14 protein-coding genes are annotated in these 13,932 nt (G+C 69.7%); 8 read left to right on the plus strand and 6 right to left on the minus strand.

Translation table 11 applies throughout. The features are described 5' to 3' along the window. Positions 1–14 precede the first annotated feature (14 nt). On the minus strand, positions 15–1,514 hold the full coding sequence (locus tag ACFU5O_RS30050) for a peptide MFS transporter (RefSeq protein ID WP_384245275.1): 1,500 nt from the start codon (positions 1,512–1,514) through the stop codon (positions 15–17). Between the two features lie 464 nt (positions 1,515–1,978). On the opposite strand from ACFU5O_RS30050, the gene ACFU5O_RS30055 reads away from it, so the two are divergent. Both ACFU5O_RS30055 and ACFU5O_RS30060 read left to right on the plus strand, forming a co-directional pair. Next, on the plus strand, positions 1,979–2,656 hold the full coding sequence (locus ACFU5O_RS30055) for a response regulator transcription factor (RefSeq protein WP_384245277.1): 678 nt from the start codon (positions 1,979–1,981) through the stop codon (positions 2,654–2,656). A gap of 389 nt (positions 2,657–3,045) precedes the next feature. Then, entirely contained in the window at positions 3,046–4,323 is a 1,278-nt protein-coding gene (locus ACFU5O_RS30060) for an ATP-binding protein (protein WP_384245278.1), read from the plus strand. A gap of 6 nt (positions 4,324–4,329) precedes the next feature. Here ACFU5O_RS30060 and ACFU5O_RS30065 read toward each other — a convergent pair whose 3' ends face one another. Continuing rightward, entirely contained in the window at positions 4,330–4,839 is a 510-nt protein-coding gene (locus ACFU5O_RS30065) for a GtrA family protein (protein WP_384245279.1), read from the minus strand. Positions 4,840–4,944: 105 nt separating this feature from the next. On the opposite strand from ACFU5O_RS30065, the gene ACFU5O_RS30070 reads away from it, so the two are divergent. The 3 genes from ACFU5O_RS30070 to ACFU5O_RS30080 are packed head-to-tail and all read left to right on the plus strand — an operon-like array spanning position 4,945 to position 7,875. Then, a complete protein-coding gene (locus tag ACFU5O_RS30070) occupies positions 4,945–6,141 on the plus strand; it encodes a 5-(carboxyamino)imidazole ribonucleotide synthase (protein WP_384245332.1) in 1,197 nt (398 codons plus the stop codon). Then, positions 6,138–6,677 (plus strand): 5-(carboxyamino)imidazole ribonucleotide mutase, encoded by a 540-nt coding sequence (gene purE / locus ACFU5O_RS30075; RefSeq protein WP_384245281.1) that lies wholly within the window; start codon positions 6,138–6,140, stop codon positions 6,675–6,677. Before ACFU5O_RS30070 ends, purE begins: the two co-directional genes overlap by 4 nt. A gap of 10 nt (positions 6,678–6,687) precedes the next feature. Then, positions 6,688–7,875: a dipeptidase gene (locus ACFU5O_RS30080; RefSeq protein ID WP_384245282.1), complete on the plus strand. Its 1,188-nt coding sequence runs from the start codon at positions 6,688–6,690 to the stop codon at positions 7,873–7,875. A gap of 198 nt (positions 7,876–8,073) precedes the next feature. Here the strand turns inward: ACFU5O_RS30080 and ACFU5O_RS30085 are convergent, their stop codons facing one another. Continuing rightward, on the minus strand, positions 8,074–8,580 hold the full coding sequence (locus ACFU5O_RS30085; protein WP_384245283.1) for a CGNR zinc finger domain-containing protein: 507 nt from the start codon (positions 8,578–8,580) through the stop codon (positions 8,074–8,076). Positions 8,581–8,676: 96 nt separating this feature from the next. On the opposite strand from ACFU5O_RS30085, the gene ACFU5O_RS30090 reads away from it, so the two are divergent. Further along, positions 8,677–9,039, plus strand: a complete 363-nt coding sequence (locus ACFU5O_RS30090; protein WP_384245284.1) for a VOC family protein — start codon at positions 8,677–8,679, stop codon at positions 9,037–9,039. Between the two features lie 97 nt (positions 9,040–9,136). Here the strand turns inward: ACFU5O_RS30090 and ACFU5O_RS30095 are convergent, their stop codons facing one another. Next, positions 9,137–10,477 carry a UDP-glucose dehydrogenase family protein gene (locus tag ACFU5O_RS30095; protein ID WP_384245285.1) on the minus strand — a complete coding sequence of 447 codons (1,341 nt, stop codon included), beginning with the start codon at positions 10,475–10,477 and terminating at the stop codon, positions 9,137–9,139. Between the two features lie 183 nt (positions 10,478–10,660). On the opposite strand from ACFU5O_RS30095, the gene ACFU5O_RS30100 reads away from it, so the two are divergent. After that, positions 10,661–11,818, plus strand: coding sequence for an acyl-CoA dehydrogenase (locus ACFU5O_RS30100; protein WP_384245334.1), 1,158 nt, complete (start codon positions 10,661–10,663; stop codon positions 11,816–11,818). Positions 11,819–12,268: 450 nt separating this feature from the next. On the opposite strand, the gene ACFU5O_RS30105 is transcribed toward ACFU5O_RS30100, so the two are convergent. Further along, on the minus strand, positions 12,269–12,793 hold the full coding sequence (locus tag ACFU5O_RS30105) for a DUF6879 family protein (RefSeq protein WP_384245287.1): 525 nt from the start codon (positions 12,791–12,793) through the stop codon (positions 12,269–12,271). Further along, on the minus strand, positions 12,777–12,968 hold the full coding sequence (locus ACFU5O_RS30110) for a hypothetical protein (protein WP_384245288.1): 192 nt from the start codon (positions 12,966–12,968) through the stop codon (positions 12,777–12,779). The genes ACFU5O_RS30105 and ACFU5O_RS30110 overlap by 17 nt, the downstream gene beginning before the upstream one ends. A gap of 317 nt (positions 12,969–13,285) precedes the next feature. Between ACFU5O_RS30110 and ACFU5O_RS30115 the strand changes: the two genes are divergently transcribed. Further along, positions 13,286–13,930 (plus strand): hypothetical protein, encoded by a 645-nt coding sequence (locus ACFU5O_RS30115; protein WP_384245289.1) that lies wholly within the window; start codon positions 13,286–13,288, stop codon positions 13,928–13,930. The last annotated feature ends 2 nt before the right edge of the window (positions 13,931–13,932 follow it).

Below are 13,932 nucleotides of genomic sequence, written 5' to 3' on the forward strand. Positions count from 1 at the left end.
CCGTACGGACGTGCTCAGTGCACGCCGCCCATGAGCGGCTGGACCCTCTTGCGGTACATGAAGATCGCGACACCGCCGAGCACGGCCAGGATGCCCTGGCTGGCGAACCACCACTGGGTGTCCGTGGGGGCGCCGATCAGCTGGAGAAGCGCGATGACGGAGTCACCGGCGGTCACGGCGAGGAACCACACACCCATCATCTGGGAGGCGTACTTGTGCGGCGCCAGCTTGGTGGTCAGCGACAGGCCCACCGGGGAGAGCGTGAGCTCACCGACGGTCTGGATGAGGTACACCGAGACCAGCCACATCGGGCTCACCCTGGTGTCGCCGGAGGCCACGCCCTGCGCCAGCATCATGACGCCGAAGGAGGTGCCGATGAGCACCAGGCCGAAGGCGAACTTGCTCAGCGTGCTGGGCTCCTTGGAGCGCTTCGCCAGCGCCACCCACACCCAGGCGAAGACCGGGGCGAGAGCCATCACGAACAGCGGGTTCAGCGACTGGTACCAGCTCTCCGGGAAGGAGAAGCCGAACAGCTTGGACTCGGTGTTGTCCTTGGCGAACAGCGACAGGGTCGAGCCGGACTGGTCGTAGATCGCCCAGAAGACGGCAGCGGCCACGAAGAACCACACGTAGGCGGACATCCGGCTGCGCTCGACCTGGTCCAGGTCCTTGTCCCGCTTCACGCGGACCAGGTACCAGGCCGGGAGGGCAAGACCCAGGATGGTCAGCGGCCACAGCACCCAGTCGATGGTGAAGACGCCGGACAGGCCCACCACGGCGTAGGCGACGGCCGCAACGGCCAGCCAGATCAGGGCCTTCTTCGTCAGGGCGGTACGGGCGGCGGCGTCCAACGGGGCCGGGACGCGGCTCGACTCGGGGGACAGGTTGCGGAAGCCCAGGAAGTAGAAGAGCAGACCGATCGCCATACCCGCACCGGCCATGGCGAAGCCGAGGTGCCAGCTGACCTTCTGGCCGACCCAGCCGATGGTCAGCGGGGCGACGAAGGCACCGAGGTTGATGCCCATGTAGAAGATCGTGAAGCCGCCGTCACGGCGCGGGTCGTTCTTGTCCGGGTAGAGGTGGCCGACCATCGTCGAGATGTTGGCCTTCAGCACACCCGAACCGGCCGCGATGAACGCGAGGCCGACGAAGAACGAGATCTGTGCGGGAACGGCCAGCAGGAAGTGACCGGTCATGATGACGACGCCCGCCACCGCGACGGCCTTACGGGCGCCCCAGACGCGGTCGCCGAGCCAGCCGCCGGGAAGGGCGAGCAGGTAGACCATCGCGTTGTACACGGAGTAGATCGCGACGGCCGTCGCGTCGTTCATGCCGAGTCCGCCGTCGGCCACGTTGGTGGCCAGGTAGAGCACGAGCAGGGCCCGCATGCCGTAGAAGCTGTAGCGCTCCCACATCTCGGTCATGAAGAGGTTGGCCAGGCCGCGGGGGTGGCCGAGGAACGTCTTCTCGTAGCCGGAGGTACCGGTCGAGACGCTCGTCAGGCTGGACGCCATGTCGATCCTTGCTGCTCGGGACGCGCCGCTTCGTGAGCGGTTCCGCGCCCGGTGGGGGGCGGGCCGGCGCCGGCAGGAGCGGGTCCTGCCCCACGCCCGAGGGGCCGGTCTCCGTGGAGTACGGAGACGGGGGACACGTCCCGCCGGGATCCACGCCTCCCGCGCGGCGTCGCGCTTGAGGCCCGGCCCAGAGGTCGTTCACTGTCGGGACCGGCGGTGACCGGCCCGCACAGAAAAGAGACCCTTGGCGCGCAAAGCAGCCAAAGGTCCCCGTGTAGTGCTACAGGCGTCTCGCCACCATACGACACGACAGTAGGGCATATGGAAGGACTTGAGACGCGGATCACAGGCCAACTGGGAACCGTCTGCCCACATTCGAAGGTGACCAATAGGATCACATCCCAAACCAACAGGCCTTGTGGATCACCCTCCGGCGTGTCCCTCTCGCGGACTACCATCAGCCCATGACCCGTGTACTGCTCGCCGAGGACGACGCATCCATCTCCGAGCCACTGGCGCGCGCCCTGCGCCGGGAGGGTTACGAGGTCGAGGTCCGTGAGGACGGTCCGACCGCTCTGGACACGGGGCTCCAGGGAGGGGTCGATCTGGTGGTGCTGGACCTCGGGCTGCCCGGCATGGACGGTCTCGAGGTCGCCCGGCGGCTGCGTGCCGACGGCCACACCGTGCCGATCCTCGTCCTGACCGCCCGGGCCGACGAAGTGGACACGGTGGTCGGCCTGGACGCCGGCGCCGACGACTACGTCACCAAGCCCTTCCGGCTCGCAGAGTTGCTCGCCCGGGTCCGGGCCCTGCTGCGTCGCGGCGCCACGGAACCGGCCGTCGCGCCCGCGACCCATGGCGTGCGGATCGACGTCGAGTCGCACCGCGCCTGGATGGGCGAGGAGGAGCTCCAGCTCACGGCCAAGGAGTTCGACCTGCTCCGGGTCCTGGTGCGGGACGCGGGCCGGGTCGTCACCCGCGACCAGCTGATGCGGGAGGTCTGGGACACCACATGGTGGTCGTCCACCAAGACCCTCGACATGCACATCTCCTGGCTCCGCAAGAAACTCGGCGACGACGCGGCCAACCCCCGTTACATCGCGACGGTCCGCGGCGTCGGCTTCCGCTTCGAGAAGAGCTGAACGGAAGCGCGGCGGGGCCTGCTGGGGCCCTCTGGAGGCCTCGCCCTCCCGTGTCCCCGAGCAGGGCCGAGAACTGCAGCCGCGCCCCCGGACGCTCCGGGCCGTGCGGGCCGGGCCGGGCCGTGGGGGCCGGCCCGCACTCGTGGCCCGATCGCGGACGGTCCGGCGGTCAGCGCGCGTCCGTCCGCCCGCCAGGGCCATGTGCCGTGAGGCGAGTGGTTTCCGCCCTCCCGTACGCCCGGGCCGGCAGGCCTCGCATGTCCGCCCGCCCGGAGGGCACCGTGCTGCGAGGGTGGGCATGTCCTGAGTCCGTGGGGGCGCCCCCAGGGTCGCCCGCCCCCGTACGCTCGAAGGCACTCGTCATCGCGTAACCCCGCCCGGAGGGCACCGTGCGCCGCCGTCTCATCAGTTCCACCCTCGCCGTGGTGCTCGTCGTCATCGGTGTCTTCGGGGTCTCCCTCGTCATCGTCGAGACGCGCACCATCAGCAACAGCGCCCAGGAGAGCGTGGACTCCGAGGCGCTGCGCCTGCTCAGCGTCGTGGAGTCCAAGGTGCTCGAGCGGGAGACCGTCGACGCCGACGCGGTCGCCCAGCAGGTCGGGCCGCAGCGGCACGCGGAGATCCGGATCCCGGGGCGCGCCCCGATCGAGATCGGCGAGCAGCCGTCGGGCAACGTGATCCGTTCCACCACCACCGGGGAGCAGGGCGAGAGCGTCACCGTCGAGGAGTCCCGCTCCACCGTCACCCGCGAGGTCGGCCGCACCCTGCTGATCATCGGCGCCGTCGCGCTGCTCGCCGTCGTCGCCGCGGTTCTCCTCGCCGTACGGCAGGCGAACAGGCTCGCCTCGCCGCTGACCGATCTCGCGGAGACCGCGGAGCGCCTCGGCTCCGGTGATCCCCGGCCGCGCCACCGGCGGTACGGGGTCCCGGAACTCGACCGGGTCGCCGATGTGCTCGACTCCAGCGCGGAGCGCATCGCGCGGATGCTCACCGCCGAGCGGCGGCTCGCGGCGGACGCTTCCCATCAGCTCCGTACGCCGCTGACCGCGCTCTCGATGCGGCTGGAGGAGATCTCCGCGACCGACGACCCGGAGACGGTGAAGGAAGAGGCGATCATCGCCCTGACCCAGGTCGAGCGGCTCACCGACGTGGTGGAGCGGCTGCTCACCAATGCCAGGGACCCGCGCACCGGCTCGGCCGTCGCCTTCGACCTCGAGGAGGTCGTCAAGCAGCAGATCGAGGAGTGGCGCCCGGCCTATCGCAGCGCGGGCCGCGCGATCGTCTGCTCCGGCAAGCAGGACATGCGGGCCGTCGGCACACCGGGCGCGGTCGCCCAGGTGCTGGCCGCGCTGATCGAGAACTCGCTCATGCACGGAGGGGGCACGGTGGCCCTGCGCACCCGGGTCACCGGCAATCAGGCGGTCATCGAGGTGACCGACGAGGGGCCGGGCGTACCGACCGATCTCGGCGCGCGGATCTTCGAGCGGACGATCAGCGGCCGGAACTCGACGGGCATCGGGCTGGCCGTGGCCCGCGATCTGGCGGAGGCGGACGGTGGCCGGCTGGAGCTGCTCCAGCAGCAGCCGCCGGTCTTCGCGCTGTTCCTGAGCAGGGAGGCCGACGGTGCGAAATCGGTCAGGGACGGGCAGGAGCGCCCGGTCCGCTGAACGGGGTCAGGAGCCGACCCGGTCGGGCTGCTCGGCCCGCCGCTGCTCCAGGAACGATTCGGCTGTCTGTACCGCCTCACGGGCGGGCAGCGTACGGAACACCCAGGTGCGGTACGACCAGAAGCGGAACAGCGTCGCGACGCCGATCCCGAAGAACTTGAAGAAGTTGCTCTGCAGCGGGCTGTCCCAGTCGAAGCCGTAGGTCGCCGTGTACAGAACACCGTTCTCGATCACCGCTCCGGCTGCACTGAACAGCAGGAACAGCGTCAACTCCTTCGTGCGGCCGCTCTTGTCACGGTCCCGGTACGTGAAGTAGCGGAAGCCGACATAGTTGAAGAGGATCGCGACGAACGTCGCCAGGAGGCTCGCACGGACCACCGGGATGTCGGTGGTGTGCCGCACCACATTAAAGACCGCCATATTGACGAGCAGCCCCATGGCGCCGACGGCACCGAACTTGGCGACCTCGCGCGTGAGCCGGTCCAGTCGCACACGCAGTGCGCCCCGTTCGCTCATGGTGATCGCTGGCCCCGTCCCGTCGAGTAAGTCAACGCGACCACTCTAACCAGCACCCCGGTGAGTTGCCTGTGGACAACTGCAAAGGTGTCTTCGCACTGTGGCATCGCACAAAAACGCACGCCGGACAGGACCGTACGGAGCTCCGGATACCCTGAGAGGGTGACATTCCCGGTAGTCGGCATGGTCGGCGGCGGCCAGCTCGCCCGTATGACCCACGAGGCGGGCATTCCCCTCGGCATCAGATTCAAGCTCCTCAGTGACACCCCGCAGGACTCGGCGGCCCAGGTGGTCAGCGAGGTCGTCGTCGGCGACTATCGCGACCTGGACACGCTGCGTGACTTCGCGCGCGGCTGCGACGTGATCACCTTCGATCACGAACACGTGCCGACCGAGCACCTGCGTGCCCTGGAGGCGGAAGGCATCCCCGTCCGCCCGGGGCCCGACGCGCTCGTGCACGCCCAGGACAAGGGCGTGATGCGCGCGAGACTCGACGAGATCGGCGCGCCCAGCCCCCGCCACCGCATCGTCTCCGACCCGGCGGACGCGGCGGCCTTCGCGGCCGAGGTCGGCGGTTTCCCGGTCATCCTCAAGACCGTGCGCGGCGGCTACGACGGCAAGGGCGTGTGGTTCGTACGGTCCGAGGAGGACGCCGCGGAGCCGTTCCGCGCGGGCGTCCCGGTCCTCGCAGAGGAGAAGGTCGAGTACCGCCGGGAGCTCGCGGCGAACATCGTCCGCTCCCCGCACGGTCAGGCCGTCGCGTACCCCGTCGTGGAGTCGCGGCAGGTCGACGGGGTCTGTGACACGGTGATCGCCCCCGCGCCCGGCCTGGACGGCGAGCTGGCGGGCCAGGCCCAGCAGCTGGCGCTGCGGATCGCCAAGGAGCTCGGGGTCGTCGGCCACCTCGCGGTCGAGCTGTTCGAGACCACCGACGGGCGGATCCTCGTCAACGAGCTGGCGATGCGCCCGCACAACTCCGGCCACTGGACCCAGGACGGCGCGGTGACGTCCCAGTTCGCCAACCATGTACGGGCCGTACTGGACCTGCCGCTCGGCGATCCGCGTCCCCGTGCCAGGTGGACGGTCATGGCGAACGTCCTCGGCGGGGACTACCCCGACATGTACGCGGCCTATCTCCATTGCATGGCACGGGACCCACAGCTGAAGATCCATATGTATGGCAAGGACGTGAAGCCCGGCCGCAAGGTGGGGCACGTCAACACCTACGGCGACGATCTCGACGACGTGCTTGAGCGCGCCCGTCACGCAGCCGACTACCTCAGAGGAACGATCACCGAATGACCACCGCTCCCGATTCGGCACCTCTCATCGGCATCGTCATGGGCTCGGACTCCGACTGGCCCGTCATGGAGAACGCCGCGCAGGCCCTGGACGAGTTCGAGATCCCGTACGAGGTCGACGTCGTCTCCGCGCACCGCATGCCGCGCGAGATGATCGCGTACGGCGAGCAGGCCGCCGGGCGCGGGCTGAAGGCGATCATCGCGGGGGCGGGCGGAGCGGCCCATCTGCCGGGCATGCTGGCGTCGGTCACCCCGTTGCCGGTCATCGGAGTCCCGGTCCCGCTGAAGTACCTCGACGGCATCGACTCGCTGCTGTCGATCGTGCAGATGCCCGCGGGCGTGCCGGTGGCGACGGTGTCGGTGGGCGGCGCGCGGAACGCGGGCCTGCTGGCCGCCCGGATCCTCGCGACGCAGGACCCGGACCTGCTGACGCGCATGCGGGACTTCCAGCAGGAGCTGAACGACCAGGCGACGGAGAAGGGCAAGCGGCTGCGCTCCAAGGTCGACGGCGCCGCGGCCTTCGGTTTCGGGAAGTAGGCGGCGACCGGTGGACTTCCTCGCACAGGCGCGCTCCCTGCTCGCGTCCCACCCTGTCGTCGACGGCCACAACGATCTGCCGTGGGCGCTGCGCGCGCAGGTCCGTTACGACCTCGGCCGCCTGGACATCGCGGACGACCAGACCGGCCGGCTGCACACCGACATCCCCCGGCTGCGGGCCGGCGGGGTCGGGGCGCAGTTCTGGTCCGTGTTCGTCCGCAGCGACTACACCGGCGACGAGGCCGTCAGCGCCACGCTCGAGCAGATCGACGCCGTCGCCCAACTGCTCGCCCGCTATCCGGCCGACCTGGCGCGCGCCCTGACGGCCGACGACATGGAAGCGGTGCGCAAGGAGGGCCGTATCGCCTCGCTCATGGGCGCGGAGGGCGGCCACTCCATCAACAACTCGCTCGCCACGCTGCGTGCGCTGTACGCGCTGGGCGTCCGCTACATGACGCTCACGCACAACGACAACAACGACTGGGCGGACTCGGCGACCGACGAGCCGCGCGTCGGCGGCCTGTCACCGTTCGGCCGCGAGGTCGTACGGGAGATGAACCGCACCGGCATGCTGGTCGACCTCTCGCACGTCGCCGCGACGACGATGCGGGACGCGCTGGACACGTCCGTGGCGCCGGTGATCTTCTCCCACTCGTCGGCGCGGGCGATCTGCGACCACCCGCGGAACATCCCGGACGATGTGCTGGAGCGGCTTCCGGCGAACGGGGGCGTGGCCATGGCCACGTTCGTGCCGAAGTTCATCCTGCCCGCGGCCGTCGCCTGGACCCTTACCGCGGACGAGAACATGCAGGCGCACGGGCTGCACCCCCTGGACACGACGGAGGCGGGCATGAAGGTCCAGCGGGCGTTCGAGGCGGCGAACCCGCGCCCGATGGCGACGGCCTCGACGGTCGCCGACCACCTGGACCACATGCGCGACGTGGCGGGCATCGACCACATCGGCATCGGCGGGGACTTCGACGGCACGGCCTTCACCCCGGCCGGTCTCGAGGACGTCTCCGGCTACCCGAACCTGGTCGCGGAACTCCTGCGGCGCGGCTGGTCGCCCGCGGACCTGGCGAAGCTGACGTGGCAGAACGCGGTGCGGGTGCTGCGGGACGCGGAGTCGGTAGCGGCGGAGCTCCGCGCGACCCGCGCGCCGTCGAACGCGACGATCCAGTCGTCGGCCGCCGGCTGAGTCTCCGGACCGGTCCGACGCCGTCCAGCCCCGCCGTCGGACCGCGGTGGGCGCGTCGGCCGGGTTGCCGGGTTGCCGGGAGGGCAGGGGGCCGCGCTTCGGCCCGTCCGGCGTTCGAGGACGGACACACGGCCCCACGTGACGGACGTGGAACCCCGGGCGCCGCCCACACACCCTCCGCGCGGGAGCGGCCCCGCCCTACTGCCCCCGTCGCGCCCGGTACGCCCGCATCTTCGCGCGGCTCCCGCAGACCGACATCGTGCACCAGCGGCTGCGCCCCGCCGGGCTGCGGTCGTAGTAGGCCCAGTGGCAGTCCTCCGCCTCACAGGCCTTCAGCCGCAGCCATGTCCCCTCGGCCGCCGCGGTGGCGATGGCCGCCGCGACGCGTGACACCAGCGAAGCCGGGTCGGCAGGTCTGAGCTCCGCCGTACCCGCCCCGTCCACACCGACCAGCAGCGGCGCGGCCGACAGCAGACGGTCCAGCGTGTCCACCTCGCCCGGGGCGAGGTGCCCTGCATGTGCCAGACACGCGGCGCGCAGCGCCTCGCGCAGTTCCCTCGCGGCGGCGACGTCGCCCTCCGCGAGGCCGAACGCCGCACGGCCCTCCGCCGTGTCGAGGGAGTCGGCGCCGGACTCGATGCTCAGCGTGTTGACCAGGGACTCGATCAGCGCGAGACCCCCGGGTGCAGGAGCCCTGTCGTTCATGGTTGCGACGTTACCTCTCATACGGGAGCATGAGGTAACGCGTTACCGGTTAAGCGAAAGCACCGGTAACTCCGCAGGCATGCGAAAGGAAGCACCATGGCCATCGCCACCGTGGGAGCCGTCGTTCTGGACTGTCCCGACCCGCGCGCACTCGCCGGCTTCTACGCCGAGCTCCTGGGAGGGCGGGTGGAGGCCCAGAGCGACGAATGGGTCGATCTCAAGGGGAGCGAGGGCGCGCCGCTGGCCTTCCAGGCGGCACCCGGCCACGTACCGCCGCAGTGGCCCGCGTCCGGTGCCTCGCAGCAGTTCCACCTCGACCTGACCGTCGAGGACCTGGACAAGGCCGAGGCCCAGGTGCTGGCGCTCGGCGCGAAGCCGCTCGACGCGGAGGACCGCTCGCGCACCTGGCGGGTCTACGCGGACCCGGCCGGGCACCCGTTCTGTCTCTGCGCCTGCTGAGCCACGCCGGCTCAGGCACACGCCGGCTCAGGCGCACGCCCACCGGCGCCCGGCGCCGGCGCCTGCCTACCCTCCGTGCCTGCCGCGCCGGCGGGAATCAGGCGCGGGGACGGCCCATGGCCCGGTACGTCCACCCGGCCTCGCGCCACAGTGCCGCGTCCAGCGCGTTCCGTCCGTCCAGCAGTATGCGGTGGGACACCACGTCGCCCAGCGACGCGGGGTCCAGCTCGCGGAACTCCCGCCACTCGGTCAGATGCAGCACCACATCCGCGCCGCGCACCGCCTCCAGCGCACTCTCCGCGTAGCCGAGCGTCGGGAAGAGCCGACGGGCGTTGTCCATGCCCTTCGGGTCGTACACCGTGACCTGGCCGCCCTGGAGGTGGATCTGGCCGGCGACGTTCAGCGCCGGCGAGTCCCGTACGTCGTCGGAGTCCGGCTTGAAGGTCGCACCGAGCACCGCGACCCGCTTCCCCAGGAAGGAGTCACCGCCCACGGCCTCCCGTGCCAGCTCCACCATGTGCCCGCGGCGGCGCATGTTGATCGAGTCGACCTCGCGCAGAAACGTCAGCGCCTGGTCCGCGCCCAGCTCACCGGCGCGGGCCATGAACGCCCGGATGTCCTTCGGCAGACAGCCGCCGCCGAAGCCGATCCCTGCCCGCAGGAACTTGGAACCGATCCGCTCGTCGTGGCCGATCGCCTCCGCGAGCTTCGCCACATCGCCGCCCGCGGCCTCGCACACCTCGGCCATCGCGTTGATGAAGGAGATCTTCGTCGCGAGGAACGAGTTCGCGGAGGTCTTCACCAGCTCCGCCGTCGGGAAGTCCGTCACCACGAACGGCGACCCTTCCGCGATCGGCGTCGCGTACACCTCGCGCAGCATCTTCTCCGCGCGCTCGCTCGCCACGCCCGCCACGATCCGGTCCGGATGCAGGGTGTCCCGCACGGCGAAGCCCTCCCGCAGGAACTCCGGGTTCCAGGCCAGCTCCACGCCCTCCTGCGCCCGCTCGGCGAGCACCCCGGCGAGCCGGTCCGCGGACCCGACCGGCACGGTCGACTTGCCGACGACCAGCGCGCCGCTCCTCACCCGCGGCGCCAGCGCGTCGAAGGCGGCGTCGACGTACGACATGTCGCAGGCGTACTCGCCGTGCTTCTGCGGAGTGTTCACACAGACGAAGTGCACATCGCCGCCGAACTCCTCGAGCTCGTCCCACGACGTCGTGAAGCGCAGCCGCCCGCTCGCCCCCGCGATACCGGCGACATGCTTCGCCAGCAGCTCCTCGAGCCCCGGCTCGTACATCGGGACCCGGCCCGCGGCCAGCATCTCGATCTTCTCGGGTACGACATCGAGGCCGAGGACCTCGAAGCCCAGCTCCGCCATGGCCGCGGCATGCGTGGCGCCGAGATACCCGGTGCCGATCACGGTGATCTTGACGGCCATGTTGCTGCTCCTGAGGGGTGCGGGAGGACTGCGGGCCCGAGCATAGTCGGGACGGCGCCGGGGCATTTTTCCGCTGTCGGCAACCTCACGTATGCCGCTCACGGGCGGCGCACTAAAATTTGTGTTACTTAACGGTAGTTAGCAGCGGCCGGGGAGCGAGAGACGACCTTGGCGCCAAGGGAGATAAGCACAGTGCCTGACTTCGACCTGTACCGCCCGTCCGAAGAGCACGACATGCTCCGCGAGACGGTCCGCTCGCTCGCCGAGGCGAAGATCGCGCCGTTCGCGGCCGCGGTCGACGAGGAGGCCCGCTTCCCGCAGGAGGCGCTCGACGCTCTGGTCGCCTCCGACCTGCACGCCGTGCACGTCCCGGAGGAGTACGGAGGCGCCGGCGCCGACGCGCTCGCCACCGTGATCGTCATCGAGGAGGTCGCACGTGTCTGCGTCTCCTCCTCCCTGATCCCGGCCGTGAACAAGCTGGGCTCGCTCCCCGTGATCCTCTCCGGCTCCGAGGACCTGAAGAAGAAGTACCTGGGCCCGCTCGCCAAGGGCGACGCGATGTTCTCGTACTGCCTCTCCGAGCCGGACGCGGGTTCGGACGCCGCGGGTATGAAGACCAAGGCCGTCCGCGACGGTGACCACTACATCCTCAACGGTGTGAAGCGCTGGATCACCAACGCCGGTGTCTCCGAGTACTACACGGTGATGGCCGTCACCGACCCGGAGAAGCGCTCCAAGGGCATCTCGGCCTTCGTGGTCGAGAAGGGTGACGAGGGCGTGTCCTTCGGCGCCCCGGAGAAGAAGCTCGGAATCAAGGGCTCCCCGACCCGCGAGGTGTACCTCGACAACGTCCGCATCCCCGCCGACCGCATGATCGGCGCGGAGGGCACCGGCTTCGCCACCGCGATGAAGACCCTGGACCACACCCGCATCACCATCGCGGCCCAGGCCCTCGGCGTCGCCCAGGGCGCCCTCGACTACGCCAAGGGCTACGTCCAGGAGCGCAAGCAGTTCGGCAAGGCCATCGCCGACTTCCAGGGCATCCAGTTCATGCTCGCCGACATGGCCATGAAGCTGGAGGCCGCCCGCCAGCTGACGTACTCGGCCGCCGCCAAGTCGGAGCGCGTGGACGGCGACCTCACCTTCTTCGGTGCCGCGGCCAAGTGCTTCGCCTCCGACGTGGCCATGGAGGTCACCACGGACGCGGTCCAGCTCCTCGGCGGCTACGGCTACACCCGCGACTACCCGGTCGAGCGCATGATGCGCGACGCCAAGATCACGCAGATCTACGAAGGCACGAACCAGGTCCAGCGGATCGTGATGGCCCGCAACCTGCCGTAGCAGGGTTATTGCAGGTCAATGGCCCTGTGTCCTGGTCAGGGAAGCCGGCTCGGGTTCCGGTCCTGTTCGAGCCCGTTCCGGGGTGATCCTGGGCGTCATGCTGGGGAAATCCTGGGCTGACACTGGGACTGAAACCACCTCTGAGCTGCATAAACGCTACGGCCCCCGGCATCACGCCGGGGGCCGTAGCCATGGCCTTGCTCAGGCCACATCGACGCGTAGTACCTCTGCCTTGAAGTCGATCTGATCGCGTGAGACGGCCATGGCTTCCCCGAGGCGGAGACCGCAGCCTGCGGTACTCCCTTACTCGGTGCCGGCCCTGCTGAGGTGAGGGCACTGCCGGAAATCGCTGTGACGGTGGAGCGGTCGGGCAAGACCGGCCGACCTGCGGGGCTTCCTTCCCGGATGCCACTCGCAGCGCCCGCAGCGCGGCCCCAAGCTGTGCTCTGTTCACGCCCCGTACTTGGCCCACCATTCGGTGAACGGTTCAGCGTGCGAGAGTGCCGCGTCACGGTACCGCGTGAACTCCGCCGTTCGTTCCGGCGGCAGCACTTCCGATCCCAGGTACTTCCCGGTTCCGTCGTAGTTCATCACAGCCACGGACTCGGAGTCGAAGAACCAGAAGTCCGGAACGTTCTCCAGGGGGTTGGGTCTGTCGGTGACGTCGAGGATGAAGAACTCCTCGCCCCCTGTCATGTTCTTCTGGTAACCCCACCCGAGTTCGAACCTAAGATAGTCAGTGAGAGGGCGGGACAGAATGTGCACCCGGTAAACCCGATTTCCCTTCTCGGCGTAGGAGCGGAGTTCTTCTACCCAGCCCGCGTTGTAGTCGTCCGGCTGTGGCTCCCCGGCCAGGAACGCGTGATAGGCGTCGACGTTCCCGGACTTGCTGTAGTCGTCCAGGGTTTCCAGCCGGAACGCCTCACGCTCGAACGCGTCGAAGAGGCCGCCGAGGGTCCTAGATGAGGTTGTCACGGATGGCCTTCTGGATCAGTTCCACAGGGATCTCGACGAGGTTTTCGTGAGCGGGAATCTGAAGCCCGTGATCGGCCGGAGTCTCGCCCTGCACCAGGAAGGTGCCGCGATCCGTCGCGTAGATCGTCGGGCAGTCCTTGATGTCGCACGTGCTGACCAGTTTGGTGACCTTCATGGTCCTGGTTCCCCTCTCGCGTGCTGCTGCCAATACCCCGCGTGTGGCTCGATGCTCCCGAGGGGGAGGTGCGCGGGTCAAGCGATCACGGTTGACGGAACAGGAAACCGCGTAACCTGCCCCGGGCCTGCTCGGCGCCGGCCCCGGGGCCCTTCACGCCCCGGCACCCGCCCCGGCACCCGCCTCGGCGCCGGGGGTTCGCGTATGTGCTCCGCGGCTGTGCGGGACCCAAGCGGAACCCTTCCTACCGGTCCGGTTAGGCTGCGCTGCCGCGATCGGGCGGCCAGATTTCAGCACGCGGGTGGGGTGGTAGGAACATGCTCGAGAACCGTCAGATATCAGGGATGCTCAAGCAGGTGGCGAGCCAGGACGTCATCGAACTGGGACCCGAGATGGCCGCCGGGCGGGTCGCCGCCCTGGCCCATGTCGCCGAGCACTACGGCTTCGAGTACGCGGACTCGCACCGTACCGGCCAGGACAAGCAGCTCATCGCGGTACGGATGTACCGCGACCCGCGCCCGGAGGCCCGTGCGCGCGAGGCCGCCACCATCGCCGCGTACCCGGAGGCCGGCCGTGGCGGTGCCGTGCCCGGCATGCGGCCGGGAACCCTGAAGCCTCTTCCCGAGGCCCAGGAGGCCGTGACACACCTCAAGGACCGGGTCGCCTTCGACCTCATGGCGAACTCGGCGGACAAGCGTCGGATGGGCTTCGCGTGGATCTGCGTCGGCGCCGTCGTGCTCACCCTGGTCGTGTGCGGCATGTACCTCGCCGCCGTGGCCGGCGGTGCGGCACTCGCGGCGCTCCTGATCGGCGGAGTCAGGATCGGCGAGGTGCGCAGGCAGCGAATCACGCAGCGGCTCCGGGCCGCCGGGTTCGTCGCCGTACAGGACGAGGGAGGGCGGCAGCGCTTCCTGCGGCCCGGACAGCAACTCCCCGGCCACGCGAACCCGTTCGCCGGCTGACG

This window comes from Streptomyces sp. NPDC057445, from assembly GCF_042802855.1.
GTDB lineage: Bacteria > Actinomycetota > Actinomycetes > Streptomycetales > Streptomycetaceae > Streptomyces.

Coding starts and splice junctions, on each gene's coding strand:
- ACFU5O_RS30090 (WP_384245284.1), top strand. CDS start 8,677: ATGGCCATCGCCACCGTGGGAGCCGTCGTTCTGGACTGTCCCGACCCG.
- ACFU5O_RS30050 (WP_384245275.1), bottom strand. CDS start 1,514: ATGGCGTCCAGCCTGACGAGCGTCTCGACCGGTACCTCCGGCTACGAG.
- ACFU5O_RS30115 (WP_384245289.1), top strand. CDS start 13,286: ATGCTCGAGAACCGTCAGATATCAGGGATGCTCAAGCAGGTGGCGAGC.
- ACFU5O_RS30085 (WP_384245283.1), bottom strand. CDS start 8,580: ATGAACGACAGGGCTCCTGCACCCGGGGGTCTCGCGCTGATCGAGTCC.
- ACFU5O_RS30055 (WP_384245277.1), top strand. CDS start 1,979: ATGACCCGTGTACTGCTCGCCGAGGACGACGCATCCATCTCCGAGCCA.
- ACFU5O_RS30065 (WP_384245279.1), bottom strand. CDS start 4,839: ATGAGCGAACGGGGCGCACTGCGTGTGCGACTGGACCGGCTCACGCGC.
- ACFU5O_RS30095 (WP_384245285.1), bottom strand. CDS start 10,477: ATGGCCGTCAAGATCACCGTGATCGGCACCGGGTATCTCGGCGCCACG.
- ACFU5O_RS30110 (WP_384245288.1), bottom strand. CDS start 12,968: ATGAAGGTCACCAAACTGGTCAGCACGTGCGACATCAAGGACTGCCCG.
- purE (WP_384245281.1), top strand. CDS start 6,138: ATGACCACCGCTCCCGATTCGGCACCTCTCATCGGCATCGTCATGGGC.